14 protein-coding genes and 3 pseudogenes are annotated in these 17,481 nt (G+C 41.6%); all 17 read right to left on the bottom strand.

From position 1 onward, the window contains the following. Positions 1–277 precede the first annotated feature (277 nt). Positions 278–1,102, bottom strand: coding sequence for an ammonia-dependent NAD(+) synthetase (gene nadE / locus QM843_RS06565; RefSeq protein ID WP_414304620.1), 825 nt, complete (start codon positions 1,100–1,102; stop codon positions 278–280). Next, positions 1,099–2,559, bottom strand: coding sequence for a nicotinate phosphoribosyltransferase (locus QM843_RS06560; protein ID WP_414304619.1), 1,461 nt, complete (start codon positions 2,557–2,559; stop codon positions 1,099–1,101). Before QM843_RS06560 ends, nadE begins: the two co-directional genes overlap by 4 nt. A gap of 115 nt (positions 2,560–2,674) precedes the next feature. Continuing rightward, positions 2,675–3,161 (bottom strand): annotated as a pseudogene (locus QM843_RS06555) (DUF6773 family protein). Continuing rightward, a complete protein-coding gene (locus QM843_RS06550) occupies positions 3,151–3,360 on the bottom strand; it encodes a helix-turn-helix transcriptional regulator (protein WP_173875948.1) in 210 nt (69 codons plus the stop codon). The pseudogene QM843_RS06555 and the gene QM843_RS06550 overlap by 11 nt, the downstream one beginning before the upstream one ends. 306 nt (positions 3,361–3,666) lie before the next feature. Then, complete coding sequence (locus QM843_RS06545) at positions 3,667–4,077, bottom strand: GNAT family N-acetyltransferase (protein ID WP_261117030.1); 411 nt, start codon at positions 4,075–4,077, stop codon at positions 3,667–3,669. 101 nt (positions 4,078–4,178) lie between these two features. Continuing rightward, complete coding sequence (locus QM843_RS06540) at positions 4,179–5,543, bottom strand: amino acid permease (RefSeq protein ID WP_070479450.1); 1,365 nt, start codon at positions 5,541–5,543, stop codon at positions 4,179–4,181. Positions 5,544–5,618: 75 nt separating this feature from the next. Beyond that, positions 5,619–6,101, bottom strand: a complete 483-nt coding sequence (gene greA, locus QM843_RS06535; protein ID WP_000818750.1) for a transcription elongation factor GreA — start codon at positions 6,099–6,101, stop codon at positions 5,619–5,621. A gap of 60 nt (positions 6,102–6,161) precedes the next feature. Further along, a pseudogene (gene mltG, locus QM843_RS06530) lies at positions 6,162–7,640 on the bottom strand (endolytic transglycosylase MltG); the annotation flags it as partial. Between the two features lie 197 nt (positions 7,641–7,837). Beyond that, positions 7,838–7,919: pseudogene (locus QM843_RS06525) on the bottom strand (UDP-N-acetylmuramate--alanine ligase); the annotation flags it as partial. A gap of 79 nt (positions 7,920–7,998) precedes the next feature. Further along, on the bottom strand, positions 7,999–8,493 hold the full coding sequence (locus tag QM843_RS06520; protein WP_414304618.1) for a GNAT family N-acetyltransferase: 495 nt from the start codon (positions 8,491–8,493) through the stop codon (positions 7,999–8,001). Beyond that, entirely contained in the window at positions 8,490–8,951 is a 462-nt protein-coding gene (locus QM843_RS06515) for a GNAT family N-acetyltransferase (protein WP_414304617.1), read from the bottom strand. The genes QM843_RS06520 and QM843_RS06515 overlap by 4 nt, the downstream gene beginning before the upstream one ends. A 9-nt stretch (positions 8,952–8,960) precedes the next feature. Further along, positions 8,961–10,295 carry a UDP-N-acetylmuramate--L-alanine ligase gene (murC, locus tag QM843_RS06510; protein ID WP_049502115.1) on the bottom strand — a complete coding sequence of 445 codons (1,335 nt, stop codon included), beginning with the start codon at positions 10,293–10,295 and terminating at the stop codon, positions 8,961–8,963. A gap of 10 nt (positions 10,296–10,305) precedes the next feature. Further along, positions 10,306–10,923 carry a divisome accessory protein ZapJ gene (locus QM843_RS06505; protein WP_223340475.1) on the bottom strand — a complete coding sequence of 206 codons (618 nt, stop codon included), beginning with the start codon at positions 10,921–10,923 and terminating at the stop codon, positions 10,306–10,308. Positions 10,924–10,970: 47 nt separating this feature from the next. Next, complete coding sequence (locus tag QM843_RS06500; protein ID WP_261150721.1) at positions 10,971–14,069, bottom strand: pilus expression-regulating Snf2 family helicase; 3,099 nt, start codon at positions 14,067–14,069, stop codon at positions 10,971–10,973. Between the two features lie 92 nt (positions 14,070–14,161). Then, on the bottom strand, positions 14,162–15,328 hold the full coding sequence (locus QM843_RS06495) for a MalY/PatB family protein (protein WP_237447403.1): 1,167 nt from the start codon (positions 15,326–15,328) through the stop codon (positions 14,162–14,164). Between the two features lie 7 nt (positions 15,329–15,335). Continuing rightward, positions 15,336–16,430 carry a cystathionine gamma-synthase gene (locus QM843_RS06490; protein WP_414304616.1) on the bottom strand — a complete coding sequence of 365 codons (1,095 nt, stop codon included), beginning with the start codon at positions 16,428–16,430 and terminating at the stop codon, positions 15,336–15,338. 164 nt (positions 16,431–16,594) lie between these two features. Further along, positions 16,595–17,050 (bottom strand): hypothetical protein, encoded by a 456-nt coding sequence (locus QM843_RS06485; protein WP_414304615.1) that lies wholly within the window; start codon positions 17,048–17,050, stop codon positions 16,595–16,597. Positions 17,051–17,481 lie beyond the last annotated feature (431 nt).

Raw genomic sequence — 17,481 nt, 5'->3', positions numbered from 1 at the left:
AGTGTTTTTTCTAATCCCTTGACGCAGTCGCTGTCTGGTTTGAAATGCGCTTTACCAAGCTTTTCAAACCTAGTCATCGTTGCGGGGGTGAGACAACGAAATCGAACTCTTCGAGTTATCGAATCTACCTCGTTTTCCCCTTTCTAGACTCGGGCTGAAAACCTCCACTGGAGGTTATTCTTGCTTCCCAATTTCTAGGCAAGAAGCTAAAAAGGTCCCCCGGACCTCCTCGCTTATTTATTTCCGTGCTCGGGGTAAAAACCTCCACTGGAGGTTTTTACTCCCAAAAATCATCAAATACGGTGATGGGTAGGTGGCGTTTGTGTTGGCCTTTGTGCCACCAGTTTTCAATAGTCGCTTGAGCTTCTGGGCTAACTTGTTTGCCTTCGAGGTAGTCATCAATTTCATTGTAAGTGACTCCGAGAGCGACTTCATCAGCTAGGCCTGGTTTCTCTTCTTCCAAATCTGCTGTTGGGATTTTTTCATAAAGGGCTGGGTCTGCACCAAGTTCCTTCAATAATTGTTTTCCTTGACGTTTATTGAGACGGAAAAGGGGTAAAATATCTGCACCACCGTCACCAAACTTGGTAAAGAAACCTGTGATATTTTCCGCAGCATGGTCTGTTCCAATGACCGCTCCACTATGGGCACCAGCAAGGGCATATTGGGCAATCATACGGCAACGTGCCTTGATATTCCCCTTGTTGAAGTCTGAAACAGGGCTTCCTGTTGCTTCAACTGCAGCTGTCATGGCGTCAGCTGATTCCTTGATATTGACGACTAAACTGACATCTGGCTGGATAAAGGCTAGGGCTTTTTGAGCATCTGCTTCATCAGCTTGCACTCCGTATGGCAGGCGGACAGCGATAAATTTATAGTTGTTATCGCCAGTTTCTGCTCGCAGTTCTTCCATAGCTAATTGGGCCAAGCGACCTGCCAAGGTTGAGTCCTGACCTCCAGAAATCCCTAGCACAAAAGTTTTTAGGAAGGGGTGCTTTTTCAGGTATCTTTTTAAGAAATCAATCGAACGACTGATTTCTTCTTGGGCATCAATCACTGGTTTCACGCCTAGTTCTTGGATAATTGTTTCTTGCAAACTCATTCTTCTTCTCCTTCACCAAGGGCTGCCTTGCGCATTTTGTCAATCAAGTCCATCTTGTCTTGCCATACATCACGCGCCAAATCCACTGGATAATGCTGCGGATTGAGAACACGCTTGTACTCATCCCAAAGCTTGTCAAATTCCTTACGTGCATAAGCCTGAATCTCAGTCAAGCTAGGCAGGTTGTAAATCAGTTTTCCGTCTTTGAAGATATCCACCATGAGAGGAACAGCATCAAAATTACGAACGGTCTTCTTGATGTAGGTATAAGTCGGATGGAACATCTTGATTTCTGTCATGTCGCTCACATCCACACCATCATAAGTGATATAATCGCCTTCTGACTTGCCTTTTTCACGACTGGTAATGCGCCACACCTGCTTCTTACCTGGCGTAGACACTTTTTCCGCATTATTAGACAGCTTGATGGTATTACGCATGTTCCCATTTTCATCTTCGATGGCCACAATCTTATAAACTGCCCCAAGAGCTGGCTGGTCATAGGCTGTAATCAGCTTAGTTCCCACACCCCAGACATCAATCTTGGCCTTTTGCATCTTAAGGTTGAGGATGGTATTTTCATCCAAATCATTTGAAGCATAAATCTTAGCCTCTGTAAATCCAGCCTCGTCTAGTTGCTGACGGACTTTCTTAGAAATATAGGCAATATCCCCAGAGTCAATCCGCACACCCATAAAGTTAATCTGGTCTCCTAGCTCACGCGCCACCTGAATAGCAGCTGGCACACCGATGCGAAGGGTGTCATAGGTATCCACAAGAAAGACACAATTTTTGTGGGTCGCAGCGTAAGCCTTAAAGGCCTCATAGTCGTTACCATAAACCTGTACCAAGGCATGGGCGTGAGTCCCCAAGACAGGAATATCAAAGAGTTTACCAGCACGAACGTTGCTGGTTCCATTGGCACCACCAATCACCGCTGCACGTGTTCCCCAGATAGCCGCATCCATTTCTTGCGCACGACGTGTTCCAAACTCCATCAAAGGTTCATCTTCGATGACTGAACGAATACGAGCTGCCTTAGTCGCCACCAAGGTCTGGTAGTTGACGATGTTCAAAAGAGCCGTTTCGACCAACTGACATTGGGCTAGAGGGCCTTCCACCTGTACAATCGGTTCATTAGCAAAAACCAGATCCCCTTCTTGGGCAGAACGAACGGTCAACTCCAACTTGAAATTGCGGAGATAGTCCAAAAATGCCCCATGATAGCCCAGCGACTCCAAATAGGCAATATCACTATCTGAAAAACGCAAATCTTCAAGATAATTCACAATTCTTTCCAAACCAGCAAAAACCGCATAGCCGTTCTTAAAAGGCTGTTGGCGGAAATACACCTCAAAGACCGCCTTTTTATTGTGAATCCCTTGGTCAAAGTAAACCTGCATCATGTTGATTTGGTACAAGTCTGTGTGCAATGTCAAACTATCATCTGGATACATACTTTTCCTACTTCCTTAGCTAGAAATACATGAAAATTTTCAAGAACTTTCATGTATTCCAATAAATTAGTACTATTATATCACATTTTGGCTGGATTGAGAAAAGAGTAACAAGCTATTCACCACTCTCCAGTTCATCCATATCTTGTTCAAACTTTTTCTGGGCCCATTCGCCATAACTCTTAAGACCGAGATTGCCAAAAAAGACCCAAGGAAGGTAAATGACATAAGTAATGACCCAAGCAGACAGGTATTTAACATTCAAAGGATTGTGCTGATAAATTTCTATGTTGAATTGATAATTCTGCAACATCAATAGAGTTGTAATCGCCAAGGTTAGGAAAAAACAACCCAAAATCGTAAAATGAAAACGACTATAGTAGGTCACTCCCAGATAACGAGCACAATTGAAAAAGAAGAAAATTCCTACTATCAGAGTATAGACTAGAAAATTCGGATTAAAGAGATGGAGCCAATACAGCCACCAAATAGCTTAGAAGCACAAGCCCAATGAAGAGGGTAAAGGATTCCGCCCCAGCTTTATTGATTAGTTGTTCTTCTCTTTCGTCAAGTAATTGATAATGAATGAATTTAGTTACCATCTTCTTCCTCCCAAAATAGTTGGTCTAGGGTTTTCCCTAAACATCTGCAAATGGACTGGCAGAGCGAGAGACTGGGATTGTATTTCCCCGCCTCTATCAAACCAATAGTCTGGCGCGTCACCCCAACAGCCTCTGCCAGTTGACCTTGTGTTAAATCAAGCTCGACTCGAGCTAATTTTAATTTTAAATTTTTAGCCACCTGCGTCCTCCTTATAGTTTTAAAAAGTTGCGCCTCTTTTCAACATTATTATATCATATATCTAACTTAATGCAATATATAAATGTCATTTTGTAAGATTTTATTAACAAAAAACTCTCTACCACAAAAAGATAGAGAGTTTTCTGCTTATTCAATTTTTTCAAAACATCTACAGTATCGTAGGATTTCACATCTAATGCATTATCCTCAATATCGTCTAGAAAGACACAATTTGTAGTATTTAAGGGGTATTTTATCGAGACTTATGTCAAACTCCCCTCTTTGCCTTATGCTTTCATCTTCTACTTACAAATCCTTTTGGTAATAAAATCTTTGTCCTGTGTAGGGATAGTCTTGCAAAGCAAAGACTTCCTTGTATCCATGTTTCTGATAAAAATCTGGCGCTTGAAACTGGTAAGTATTGACAAAGACAAAACGACAGTTTCGATTCTTAGCTTCACTTTCTGCCTGCTGCAATAGTTTTGAACCAATTCCTTGCCCTCGCAATTCCTCTTTTACAAACAAATACTTGATTTCTAGCCAATTTCCAAAAGTCTCTGCTATCAAACCTGCAAGGAGATTACCTTTTTCATCTTCAAAATAAAGATTCAATGCCTCACTCTCAGCCTCTTCTCTTTTTGAACGGTTATAAGCACGAATCAAATTCCCAATTTCTTGCGCCTTCTGGGATTCCTTATTTTCCAATCTAAAGTACATCTAAACCTCCTCGAAAACTGATACAGCTTGTATTATAGTCTTATTTCAAAAGGCTGTCAAACTAGCAAAAACCCACCAACCTAAGTTGATGAGTTTCAAATCTATTTTCTAAATTTCCACTGGCTATAAATCCCAAAACCGATAATCCAGATAGCAGATCCGATTGCTCCTACAAATGTAGACTCTTGTAAAAAGAGGGTTACAAAGACAAAGGCAAAGAAGAGCATGGTTAAAGGATTTAGGAAACGATAATGGGGCATGAGATAGCCATCCGCCATAAAGTCTGGTGACTTGCGGTATTTAAGGTGAGCCACCATAATCAAGATATAGATAGCAATATAGACACCTGATGACGATGCCGTAATCAAGGCAAAGGCATCCGAAACACCTGGCAAGACATTGATAAAGGCAGCCAGAGCAATTAAGATTGCTGAAGCGATGATGGCATTTTGTGGCACATTGTGTCGAGAAAGGGTATCCGCCTTGATTGCTTTTAAGAATGGATTTGGCGAATCATGGGCAATCTGATACAAATGACGACCTGTTGAGTAGAGGGTTGAGTTAAGAGCAGATGCTGCTGAGGTCAAAACGACGAAGTTAATCAAGGCTGCCGCCCACTTGATACCGGCCAATTCAAATACCGTAACAAACGGAGAATCAGCAGAAGCAAGCTCACGCCAAGGAATGATAGCCATAATGGCTAAGAGGGCACCACCGTAGAAAAAGGCGATACGCAAAGGAATTTCCTTAACGGCTTTTGGCAAGACCTGACGTGGATTTTTGGTTTCAGAAGTCGTTACCCCGATAAACTCAATCATGAGGTAGGCAAAGAAAACCATCTGGAAGGCCATGACAAAGTTTACTCCACCATTTGGGAATAGGGAGAAATTGTCGGCGATATTAGCCAAACTTGCTACTCCATGAGGTGTCTTAAAGCCTGTCAAGACCATAAAGACTCCTGTGGCAATCATAGCTAAAATAGCCACAATCTTGACCATAGCAAACCAAAACTCAACTTCCCCAAAGAGCTTCACCGCAATCAGATTGACCAAGGCTAGAATGGTTAAAAATCCAATCTCAATCATCCAACTTGGCCAGCTAGGAAACCAGAACTGAACATAGTGAGAGATGGCTGTAATTTCCGCCATACCGATAAAGACAACGGATAACCAGTAAGACCAAACTGAGAAATAACCCCAGCCCTTACCTAAATGGCGCGTGATAAAGTTGATAAAGGTATGTTGCTCAGGATCTTGGTAGAGCATTTCCCCAACAGCACGCATCATGAGGAACATGAAGGCCCCTGTAATCATATAAATCAGTACAATGGAAGGACCTGTTAAGCTAATAGAACGACCTGCTCCCAAAAAGAGTCCTGTTCCGATTGTTCCAGCGATGGCCATAACCTGCACGTGACGATTGGTCAGACCACGCTCCATCTTATTTTTTTTCTTCTTTGAACTCATAACGTCTCCAATTCAATTTAAAATGGAAAAAGGAGTGAGTGAAGCGCATCGCCTCCCCACTCCTTTTTTCTGTTTTTAGGCTGTTTTTTCAACCTTCAAGATTTTTACATCATAGCTACCAACAGGTGTTTCAATGGTTGCTGTATCACCTGTTTTCTTGCCAATCAAGGCTTGTCCAATCGGGCTTTCATTTGAAACCTTACCTGCAAAGGCATCCGCACCAGCTGAACCTACGATAATATAAACTTCTTCTTCGTCCTCACCAATTTCTTGGATAGTAACTGTTTTACCAATCGCTACTTCGTCTTGGGCAACTGAGTCGCTATTGACGATTTCAGCATAGCGAATTTTTGTTTCCAAGCTAGAGATTTGTCCTTCGACAAAGGCTTGTTCATCCTTAGCTGCTTCATACTCACTGTTTTCTGAAAGGTCACCGTATGAACGGGCAATCTTAATGCGTTCTACCACTTCTGGTCGGCGGACCAATTTCAATTCTTCTAATTCTTTTTCAAGTTTTTCCTTTTCCGCAAGGGTCATAGGATATGTTTTTTCTGCCATTTTTCTCAACTTTCTTTCGATAGTATTGAATCTCTATCTGAGATTCTCATTTTTGTAGTCTTAGTTTGAACTACTATTTTGAGTAAGTTTGCTATTGACATGTTCAGCTACATTACGATCATGTTCTTCCTGTGTCACTGCGTAATAGACTTTACCATCTGTAACATTGGCTACAAAGTAGAGGTTCTCACTCTTTGTTTGGTTGATACTTGCTTCAATCGCGTCCTGACTTGGACTATCTACTGGACCAGGCATCAAACCAGGTTTGGTATAAACATTATATGGTGAATTAATCGATGTGTCAATTCCAGCATCATCTGCTAGGCTAATATTTTGGCCAAGTTTCCCTTGGGCATACAAGATTGCAATATTGCTTTGAAGTGGCATACCAAGGTTCAAGCGGTTGTAGAAGACACCTGCAATCAACTTACGGTCTTCGGTCTTAGCTCCTTCTTTTTCAACAAGTGAAGCAATTGTTAGTAATTCATTGACTGTCAAGTTTTTAGACTTAATTGCACTATAGTGCGGAGTCAAGGTCTTATCCATAGCTGCCAACATCTCATCAATCAAACTTTCAATAGTTGTGCTTTCCTTGATAGAGTAGGTCGCTGGGAAAAGATAACCTTCCAAACGGTAACGAGCTCCACTTTCTTTCGTTGGCAAGCTTTCAAGTAGGTTTGGATATTTAGCAGCTTCTTGACTGATAAAGTTGTCATCTTGCACTTTAGCTAAGAAAGCTTCCGCGGTCAAAGGCTCTTTAAATTCACCTTGTAATTGGCCTACAGCTTGGGCAATTTGCTCAATTGTATAGCCCTCTGGAATGGTCAAATCTGCAAGTGACGGTTCTTGAGGTTCAGGAGTACCACCTTTTTGAAGTTCCTTGATGATATCCTCTGTACTCATGCTCTTTTGCAAATTGTAATATCCAGCCTTCAGATCTGAATAATTCTTATATTTCGCATAGAAAGCAAAAATCACACCGTGTTTAATCACACCAGAATGTTCAAGAGTTGATCCAATCTCTTGGACATTAGATCCTTCTGGAATTTGAACCGTTACATATTCCTTAGAATTTGCATCTACAGGTAGTAAAGATGATTGAACATACTGGTAACCGAAGTAACCACCTGCAGAAATCAAGGCAAGGAAAATCAATAGAGAAATGAAGAAAGCCTTCAAATGTGATTTTTTCTTCTTAACAGGTTTAACTGTCTCACGACGACTACGACGTGGAGTTTCAGTAATGACTTCAACAGCTTCCGATTCCGTGACTTGTTCTGGTTTTGCTACTTCTTTCTGAGGTTCTTTTTCAGCTTCAGTCTTATAAGAAACAGCTACTCTTGTTGGAATCTCATTGAATTCCTTTTCTACTTTTCTAGGTCTAACAGGACCTGGTCCTGGTCTTGAGGCACTTTCTTCCGCTGGAGAAGACGGCACATCTTGACTTGGATGGGTTGGGACGGCAGGAGTTTCTCTTTGAAGCTCATCTGCTGGTGAAGCTGGAACATCTTGACTAGGGTGACTAGGAACGATTGGAGCTTCCTCTCTTAGTTCCTTTGCCGGTGATGCAGGCACATCTTCACTAGGATGCTGTGGAACACGTGGTGCATTCTCCATAATTTTTTCAACAGCTGATAGGGATGCATTCATCACCTCTTCATCAGCAATTTTTGTGTCAGGGACAGACAAAGCTGATTTTTTTTCATCGAGCTCAGCGGCCTCTTGGCGAATCCCTTCATAACGTTTTACTCTCTCTAAATCACGTAAAATCTGCTCTTTAAAGCTTAATTTTTCGTCTTCTCTTGGCTTTTCACTCAAAAGTTTATCCTCCTCGTTGACAATCCATAATATTATATCTTAAAAACGAAAGAAAAGCAACCTAGCATGCTTTTCTAGCTTATTTTTTAGCTTCCCAGACCATATCATACCAGGTTTCTCCTGCAAAGGTTGACTGGGACTGGCCTTCATTTACAAATCCATGCTTTTCGTAGTAGGTGATGAGATAGTCATGACATGTTAGGTTAATACCTTCTCTTTCATGTTCAAGAGCCAGTTCTTTCAAGGCTGTTAGTAATTTCTGACCAAGTCCAAGGCCCTGTGCCTCCTCGGCAATAGAAAGACAGGTCACAGAGATATAACCACCAGGTTCATGACTATAATCTTCTATCTCTTCTGTAAAAGACTGATCTTGCAGATGGCGGTATGGTCCAACTGGCCCTTCTATATACCCCATGATTCTGCCTTCTTTTTCTGCAACCAGAAACGAGGTCTGAATTTTTCGCAAATGCGTCTCAAAAACAGAGCGAGGAATAGCTTCTTCAATCGAGAAATTTTCTAGTTCAATCTCGACAATCCGATCCAAATCTTCTAATTTTGCTTGCCTGATCTTCATTGTACCTCCAGGTAAAAAGGATTAAACCAAATCATACTATAACCCTGGCTAGCTGCATAAAGGGAAGTTTCTTCATCAATAAAACCGTTCATTTCAAAATAGGAAAGCAACTCATCCGGACTCTTCAAACGGATAGCTTTGTAATCCAGCTTAACTGCCACATCTTTCAAAGCCGCAAGAAGAAGCGTTCCCAAGCCCTGTCTCTGATGGTCAGTATCAATGACTAAAGAATGTACTTCTAGACATTTCGGATTGTGTGGGTAAGGACCACCTAGAACATAGCCCAGAAGCTGATTTTCATCCCTAGCTAGAAGAAAGGTATCCGCATACTTACGGATACTTTCTTTTAAAATATGGGAAGGTTGCTGCTTTTCAGCTGGAAAAGATGAAGCCTTAAGTTCCTCTATCTCAGCCAAATCAGACTTACTTGCCTGAATGATATTAATTGGAATTTCCATTGGAAAATCCTATTGAACATTGCTTGTCAAGTTAGACAAGAGTCGCTCAAATGAGTATTCATAGGTTTGGATATCTCCTGCTCCCATAAAGACGTAAACAGCATTGTCATGGTCTAGGAGTGGAGAAACATTTTCAACAGTGATCACTTGGTGTTTCTTATTGATTTTATTGGCTAGGTCTTCTACCTTAACATCACCATGGTCTACTTCACGAGCAGATCCATAAATTTGCGCTAGGTAAACTGCATCCGCCTGGTTCAAAGCGTGGGCAAAGTCGTCCAACAGGGCAATAGTTCTAGTAAAGGTATGCGGTTGGAAGATTGCTACGATCTCTTTACTTGGATATTTTTGACGAGCCGCATCCAAAGTAGCAATGATTTCTGTTGGATGGTGGGCAAAGTCATCGATAATCACCGTATCATTGACAATTTTCTCAGTGAAACGACGCTTAACACCGGCAAATGTTTTCAAGTGTTCACGAACTAAGTTCAAATCAAATCCAGCTGTATAAAGAAGACCAATAACGGCTGTCGCATTCATGATATTGTGACGACCAAAGGTTGGAATATGGAATTGCCCCAAGTCTTGTCCACGGAAATGAACTGTGAAGGTTGAACCAGTTGTTGAACGAAGAAGATCACTAGCGACAAAGTCATTACCTTCTGCTTCAAAACCATAATAATAAATTGGTGCATCAGACGTAATCTTACGCAATTCAGCATCTTCTCCGTAGATAAACAAACCTTTGGTAATTTGTTTAGCATAGTCGTTAAAGGCATTGAAAACATCCTCTAGACTTGTGAAATAGTCTGGATGGTCAAAGTCAATGTTAGTGATGATAGAATATTCTGGGTGGTAAGGCATGAAGTGGCGCTCATATTCGTCAGATTCGAAGACAAAATATTTGGCATTAGCTGATCCACGACCTGTCCCGTCTCCAATCAAGAAGCTAGTATCTGTGATATGAGACAAGACATGAGACAACATACCTGTAGTTGAAGTTTTTCCGTGCGCTCCAGCAACTCCCATGCTAACAAAGTCGCGCATAAAGCTACCTAGGAACTCATGGTAACGTTTGTAGCTAATGCCATTTTGGTCCGCATAGGCAATTTCGACGTTGTTATCTGGACGAAAGGCATTTCCAGCGATAATTTCCATATCACCGTCTAGATTCTTTTCATCAAAAGGAAGAATGGTAATTCCTGCCTGCTCAAGACCACGTTGAGTAAAGTAGTACTTTTCAACATCTGAACCCTGTACCTTATGCCCCATTTGGTGCAACATCAAGGCCAAGGCACTCATACCTGATCCCTTAATTCCGATAAAATGATATGTCTTTGACATGTTTTCTCCCCTATTCCGTAATTCTTGTCAGATTCAACTCTTGGGCCACCTGACGTTCTTGTTCTTTTTGTTGATTCTTTTTATTGTAGATTTGGCTCTTTTTCAGAAAATCATAGTTGTTTTTCTTTGGGCCTGAAGTTTCTTTTGGCTCAGCTTGAGTCGAAATATTGTTCACTTCTTCCGCCAAGATGTAATGAGACTGAGTCAATTTTTGACTGTATTTGACAAATTCGCCAGGATTTTCCTTTTGGAAAGGCGCGGTAGGTTGATTGCTCTGTCTATCCAAACGTTGCTGAGAAGGGCGCCTTGTAGGAGTAATATCCTTAGTCAGATAACTTGCTGAGCGCTTCTTTTTCAAATCCGCACGCGCTTCTTCACGCGCCACCTCCGCATAGCTCTTTCCTTCTTTTTTAACTCCTAAACCAGCCTTCTTAGGTTTCTCTACGGGCTTTTCAATCGGTTTTGCTGGTTTTTCTTCAGTAATAGGGGCCCACTCCAGATAATTCTTATCACGGTATTCTCCCTTGATATTACTGATAAAGTCAGATTCATCATAGAGGTCCATAACCGGCATCTCAGTCAACATGATCTCATCATCTGACACCAATGGAAATCGTTCTTCTCTCATTTTCTATTTCCTTTCAACACTTCATTATAGCGTATTGTCTTGATTTTTCAAGTGCTGGCTTCAGAAATTCCCAAAATTTCTCTAATTTCTGCTAGGCTGAGACTGCCACGTGACTCTGTTCCATCCAATACTTGTGACACTAGATGTTTCTTTTGTTCTTGGAGTTCCTGAATTTTTTCTTCAATGGTTCCCCTGGTCACTAAGCGATAAACCTCAACCGTTTCTTCCTGACCTATCCGATGGGCACGGCCAATAGCTTGCGCTTCCACCGCAGGATTCCACCAAAGGTCAACCAAAATAACCGTATCAGCACCTGTCAGATTCAGACCGACACCACCAGCCTTGAGGGAAATCAGAAAGGCATCTCTTTCCCCTTGGTTAAAGGCTTTGGTCATGTCTTGTCTTTCCTTGGCTGGGGTTGAACCCGTAATTTTAAAGGAAGTCAAGCCCAAGTCTGGCAGTTCTTGTTCTATTTTCTCTAACATTCCCTTGAACTGCGAGAAAATCAAGACACGGTGTCCACCGTCTGCCACCTGGACCAGCAGGTCTCGAAGACTATCCAGTTTGCCACTGGCTCCCTGATAATCTTCCATAAAGAGGGCAGGAGTGTCACAGATTTGACGCAAGCGCATCAGACCAGACAAGATTTCCACCCGACTTCGTTGGAATTCCTGATCTGACACTTGAGCCAGACGGTCTCGCATCTGTTGTAACTGGGCTAGGTAGATAGCCTTTTGCTGGTCTTCCAGTTCATTTTTATAAACCATTTCAATCAAGTCTGGTAATTCAGTCAGAACTTCATCTTTCTTGCGCCGCATCACGAAAGGCTTGATAAACTGAGCAACGCGCTCAGCTGGTAATTTCATAAATTCTTTCTTGCTTGGCAAAAGTCCTGGCATGACGATTTGGAAAATAGACCACAGTTCACCTAGATGGTTTTCAATCGGTGTCCCTGACAAGGCAAAAACTGACGGCACCACAAATTGTCTCAAGGTCTGAGCAATCTTGGTCTGGGCGTTCTTCATGACCTGAGCCTCATCTAAGAAAAGGAAGTCAAACGCCATCCCCTGATAAAGATCACTGTCCTGACGGAAGGTAGCATAACTCGTCACATAGATTTGATGGCTCTCAGCAAGAATCTCTTCACGACTAGCTTTCAAACCATGAACAACAGCCACATTCAACTGTGGGGCAAATTTCTGAAACTCATCTGCCCAGTTGTAAATCAAACCTGACGGAGCTAAAATCAAAACCCGACTTTCTTTTGTCACTTTACTGGTCAAAAAAGCAATGGTCTGCAGAGTTTTACCAAGTCCCATATCATCAGCCAAAATCCCACCAAAACCATAATGATAGAGCATTTGTAGCCAGCCGATTCCCTTTTCCTGATAATCTCGCAAATCAGCCTGAACCTGAGTTGCTTGTCTAGGGAAGTCCTCTGGATGCGTCAAATCGTGGGCCAAATTCTGGAATTCTTGTGAAAAAGAAACACGGTCACGTCCTTCAAAGAGATGAGCTAAACTATAAGCTAAGGATTTTCGAGCCTGCAAGGCCCCATCTTTTAATTCAAATTGTCCTAGTTCCTGTAGATTCTGGCGAATTTTCTTGGTTTCTTCATCGAAAAAGTAGACTTGATTGGACGAATCAATATAAAAATCCTTGTTGGCAACCAAGGCCTGCATGGCTTGGTCAATTTCCTCTTGGGCAATATCTTGAAAATCAAATTGGATTTCCAAGAGACCTCCCTTGGAAGCAATCTGCACTTGAGGACTCGCTAGACTATATAGTTCTTCTAACTTGTCTGATAGGTTAACATGCCCGAGTTTTTCAAAAACTGGAATGATTTCATGGAAGAAATGATAGACAGACTCTGCTTTTAAGGCCTGACGCCAAGATTGAAAGTCTGCTTCAAATCCCGCTGCCAAACAGATTTGAAAAACTCTTTCTTCTAAGTCAGCATCACTCGAAAATGGTAATTCTTCTAACTCTTGTCGGCTAGATACCTGCTTATCTCCATAATCAAACTGAATTTCTAAACGAATCCGATTATCCTCTTCCCTGTCAAAATAAAAAGAGGGTGCAAAAGTTTTGATTTGTAGACGTTCTGGAGCTGAAACGGTGCCCATTTGGCCAAAGAGCGTTAGACAGGAAGCCAATTTGTCTCGATCACTACTATCAAATTGCAGGTATTTCTTTCCATGTTGATCCAAAGGCAGCGCTTTGATTTCCTTGAGAAGACGCATCTGCTGGTCTGTTAGAAAATAAACCTGTCCTTTATGGAACAGCACAGCTCCCTGATAAAAGACATTGACCCTTGGACTCTCACTGATTTCCATTTCAAAATAATCTAAGTATTCTGTTACTGTAAAGGTAAATAGATTGGCATCCGCATGCAAATCCTGAAAAAGCAGGGTTTGGTAGCTATCCACTTGATGGTCAAATTGAAAATGAGGCAAGGTCATCAGTAAATTCACACCCTGCTCAAAAAAGGTCAGAGGAAAAAAGAGGTGCCGACCTTGGTTTTGGAAAAAAAGCTCTGGACTAAGTCCTTCCTCCATTAGTCCACGTAAGAAAGTCAGAAGTTCTTGGCTAGCCTCATTAAAGGCTTCCCAAGACAGAGACTCCTCATAAGTTTTACCAATCATATAAGGTTTTCTCTTATCGACGACTCTTAAAAAAAGCGGAATATCCCGAATAACGTAGTATTTTTGGCTATTGATTTGCCCAATTCTAAGCGTCCACAAGATATGATTGCTTCCTGCTTCCACCTGACCCACAGCGGACAACTCATAGGCTCGGTCTGATTTTGGAGATAAGATTCGGTCCAAAAATTTGCCACCCAAGGTCACCTTGGTTTCAACGGCCTCTTTTTCTTCATGACCTTCTTCCAGACTCTGCAAGATTTCCTGACCACGCTCATCATTTTTTAGAAAATGCTCCAACGCTGCCAAATGCACACAGTAGCCCCTCTTTTGGAAAAAATCGCAGGCACAAAAAACCAAATCATCCTCTAAACTATAGCGCAGTTCTTCTTCTGCAACGCGAGCGTAGAGCCGATTGTTCTTTTCCTTGATAATGTCAACCTTACCAGTTTCATAAAGGGCAACGCCTTCGATACGGACTTTCCCCGGAATCAATTTAGCCATATTTTTACCTTTACCTTATCTTTTTATTATACCATATTTTCCCCTATGAAAATAGCCTTCTAGAGATACTTTTCTCCTAGAAGGCAGGATTTTTAAAGTTTGGAAAAAGTGATAACGATACGCTGACACACTTCTTGCAGCAGGGATTTAGGCATGGCTACATTGAGACGGGCATGGAGACTTCCTTCCTCCCCAAAATCCAAACCACGGTTGAGGATAACCTTGGCTTCATTTCTCAAAAGCTCTTGTAATGTTTCATCAGTCAGGTCATAGGCTGAAAAATCAAGCCAAATCAAGTAGGTTCCTTGCGGTTTCATGACCTTGATTTTAGTATCTTTTCCAAATAAATCCACCACATAATTGATATGGTCTTCAAAGACTTGCTTGAGTTCCTCTAACCAATCTTTACCGTATCGATAGGCAGCTTCTGTCGCCAAATAACCCAAGCCTGAAATTTCATGCTGGTTATTGGCCAACTGGCGTTTCTGGTAAGCCACTCGCAACTTAGGATTTTCAATAACTGCATATGAATTTTTTGTTCCAGCAATATTAAAGGTTTTAGTGGCACTAGTCAAGACGATAGCAAATTCTTTAAAGTCAGGATTGATGGTATTGAAGGAATGATGCTTGTGACCAAAGAGGGCCAAATCTTGGTGAATCTCATCTGAAACCAAGAAAACACCGTGTTTTTGGCAGAGTTGGCCAATCTTCTCCAACACTTCCTTTTCCCAAACACGTCCACCAGGATTGTGAGGGTTGCAAAGAATATAAAGTTTGACATCCTCTTCTACCAAATCCTTTTCAAGTCGGTCAAAGTCAATCTCAAACAGACCATCCTTTTCCACCAAAGAATTGGTAATCAATCTACGGTTATTCAACTTGACACTGCGTGCAAAGGGTGGATAGACAGGTGTGTTAATCAAAACCGCATCGCCTTCTTTTGTAAAGGCTTGAATAGCTGTTGAGATGGCTGGTACCACACCCTCGATAAAGACAAGAGCCTCTTTGTCAAAGTGGTAACCGTGTTGTGTGGCTTCCCACTTTTGAACTTCCTTAATTAACTCTTCACTGGCATAGGTATAGCCATAAACCAGTTGATCAGCGTAAGTTTGCACGGCTTGGCGGATTTCAGGCAAGACTACAAAGTCCATATCCGCTATCCAAGCTGGTAGGACCTCACTATCCGTTTCTGCCTCTTTCCATTTATAGGTGTGGTGCCCTAAACGATTGGGCAGGCTTGTAAAATCATATTTTCCCATCTTTGTCTTATCCTTCTAATGCTTGGCGCAAATCTGCAATCAAATCTCTAGCATCCTCAATCCCAATCGACAAACGCAAGAGGTCATCTGTCAAACCATAAGAATGGCGCACTTCTGCTGGAATATCAGCGTGAGTTTGCGTCGTTGGATAAGTAATGAGACTTTCTACCCCGCCTAAACTTTCCGCAAAAGAGAAGACCTTGAGACTGTTCAAAATATGAGGAATGCGTTTTTCATCGGCTACTTTAAAGGAAATCATGCCTCCACGACCAGTGTAGAGAACTTCCTTGACTGCTGGAGAATCCTTCAAAAAGGCAACCACTTCTTGGGCGTTAGCTGTTGAGCGCTCCATACGAAGAGACAAGGTCTTGAGACCACGAATCAATTGATAGCTGTCAAACGGAGACAAGACTGCCCCTGTCGTATTGAGATTGTAAAAGAGTTTCTCGTATAGTTCTAAACTATTGGTCACAACCACTCCAGCCAAGACATCATTGTGGCCTGCTAGATACTTGGTTGCTGAATGGAGAACGATATCAGCTCCATCTTCAATCGGACGTTGGTAAATAGGGCTGTAGAAGGTATTGTCCACCACCACTTTGGCACCCTTAGCATGAGCCAGTTTTGCTAGTTTTTCGATATCAAATTCCAACATCAAAGGATTGGTTGGCGTTTCGATATAGAGGACATCCACGTCTTTTTCTAACTCGGCAATCAGCTCTTCTTCTGTATTGGCATAAGTAAAATGGAAACGGCCTTCCTGCTCCACTTGGTTGAACCAGCGGAAAGAACCACCGTAAAGGTCACGGACAGCCAAGACCTTACTTCCTACTGGGAAGACACTAAAGGCCAGTACAATCGCTGACATCCCTGAGCTAGTAGCTAGGGCATAGTCTGCGGACTCAATAGCCGCCAAGACTTCTTCTGCCTTACTGCGAGTTGGGTTTTTTGTACGCGTATAGTCAAATCCAGTAGATTTACCAAACTCTGGATGCTGATAGGTCATTGAAAAATGAAGCGGTGTCACCAAAGCTCCTGTCGCTTCGTCTGACTTGATACCCGCCTGGGCCAAAATTGTGTTGATGTGTAATTCCTTGCTCATACAATACCTCCAAATCTATAGTAACTATTGTACCACTTATTTTCATCAACTCATTTTCTTCTTTTCAAGAGCTAGTTATAGTTTCAAACTATATACTTATCGAGTAAAGCTAAAAAGAATCCAGAAAAGCTTCCAGATTCTTTTGTGAAAATGATTGCTAGAATTTACTGTGAACGAAAGAAAGCCTGTTGGGCTAAATAGTCATAATGGTCTTTGTTAAATTGATACTGACCCACATGCTGACTAATCTGACCGACATCCACAGAAAAAATAAAGGATTCATTTTTATAGTTCCAGTTCAGCCTAACTGTATTCAAGACTGTTTGATAAGTAAAATCTTTAACATCATTCCAAGGTATCTCTACGACTTGATTAGAACGATTTTCAGTTACATCACTGATGTCCATCAAGTAGATACCCTTTGGTGTGAATGCCAGAATCTTAGGCTTCACACTCGACTGAACGTAGTAGGAACCACCTATAACGAAAAAATCAATAAAGGATTTCAGCCATGTCTTTTTCTTGAAAGCCATCAGAAAATTCTTTTGCCCTTCAATGTGGCAAGTTGAAAGAAATGATTCAATCTGTTTTTCTGTTGCAAACTCCATAATAGCGCCCATGACCTTACCTCCATAACTATTAGTAAATAGGCAGATAAGCACTCTTCGTATAAAAGAAGGACTTATCATTTGTTGCGTTTTATCTTACTTTTACAGTAGATAGCATCCCTCCTATAACATTACCCTAGCATGTGCATACTTCCATTAACGCTGGAAGAGACTTTCGAAAATAGTTTCTCACGTTTTTGTTATATTCATTATAACATAAATTTAATAAACCAATTAAAAAATGTAAGCACTTTTCTTCCAAATTTGCCATCATTCTATTAAAAAACGACAGTTTCCTTCGAAACCATCGTTTTCTGGCTCTTTGTCAACTGTAGTGGGTTGAAGAAAAGCTAAGATCGAGAAAGGACACATTTCGTCCTTTCTTTTTTGATATTGAGAGCGATAAAAATCCGTTTTTTGAAGTTTTCAAAGTTCCGAAAACC

This window comes from Streptococcus mitis, from assembly GCF_047463435.1.
In the GTDB taxonomy this organism is placed as follows: domain Bacteria; phylum Bacillota; class Bacilli; order Lactobacillales; family Streptococcaceae; genus Streptococcus; species Streptococcus mitis_DS.
This window is presented reverse-complemented; position numbering and strand designations above follow the sequence as displayed.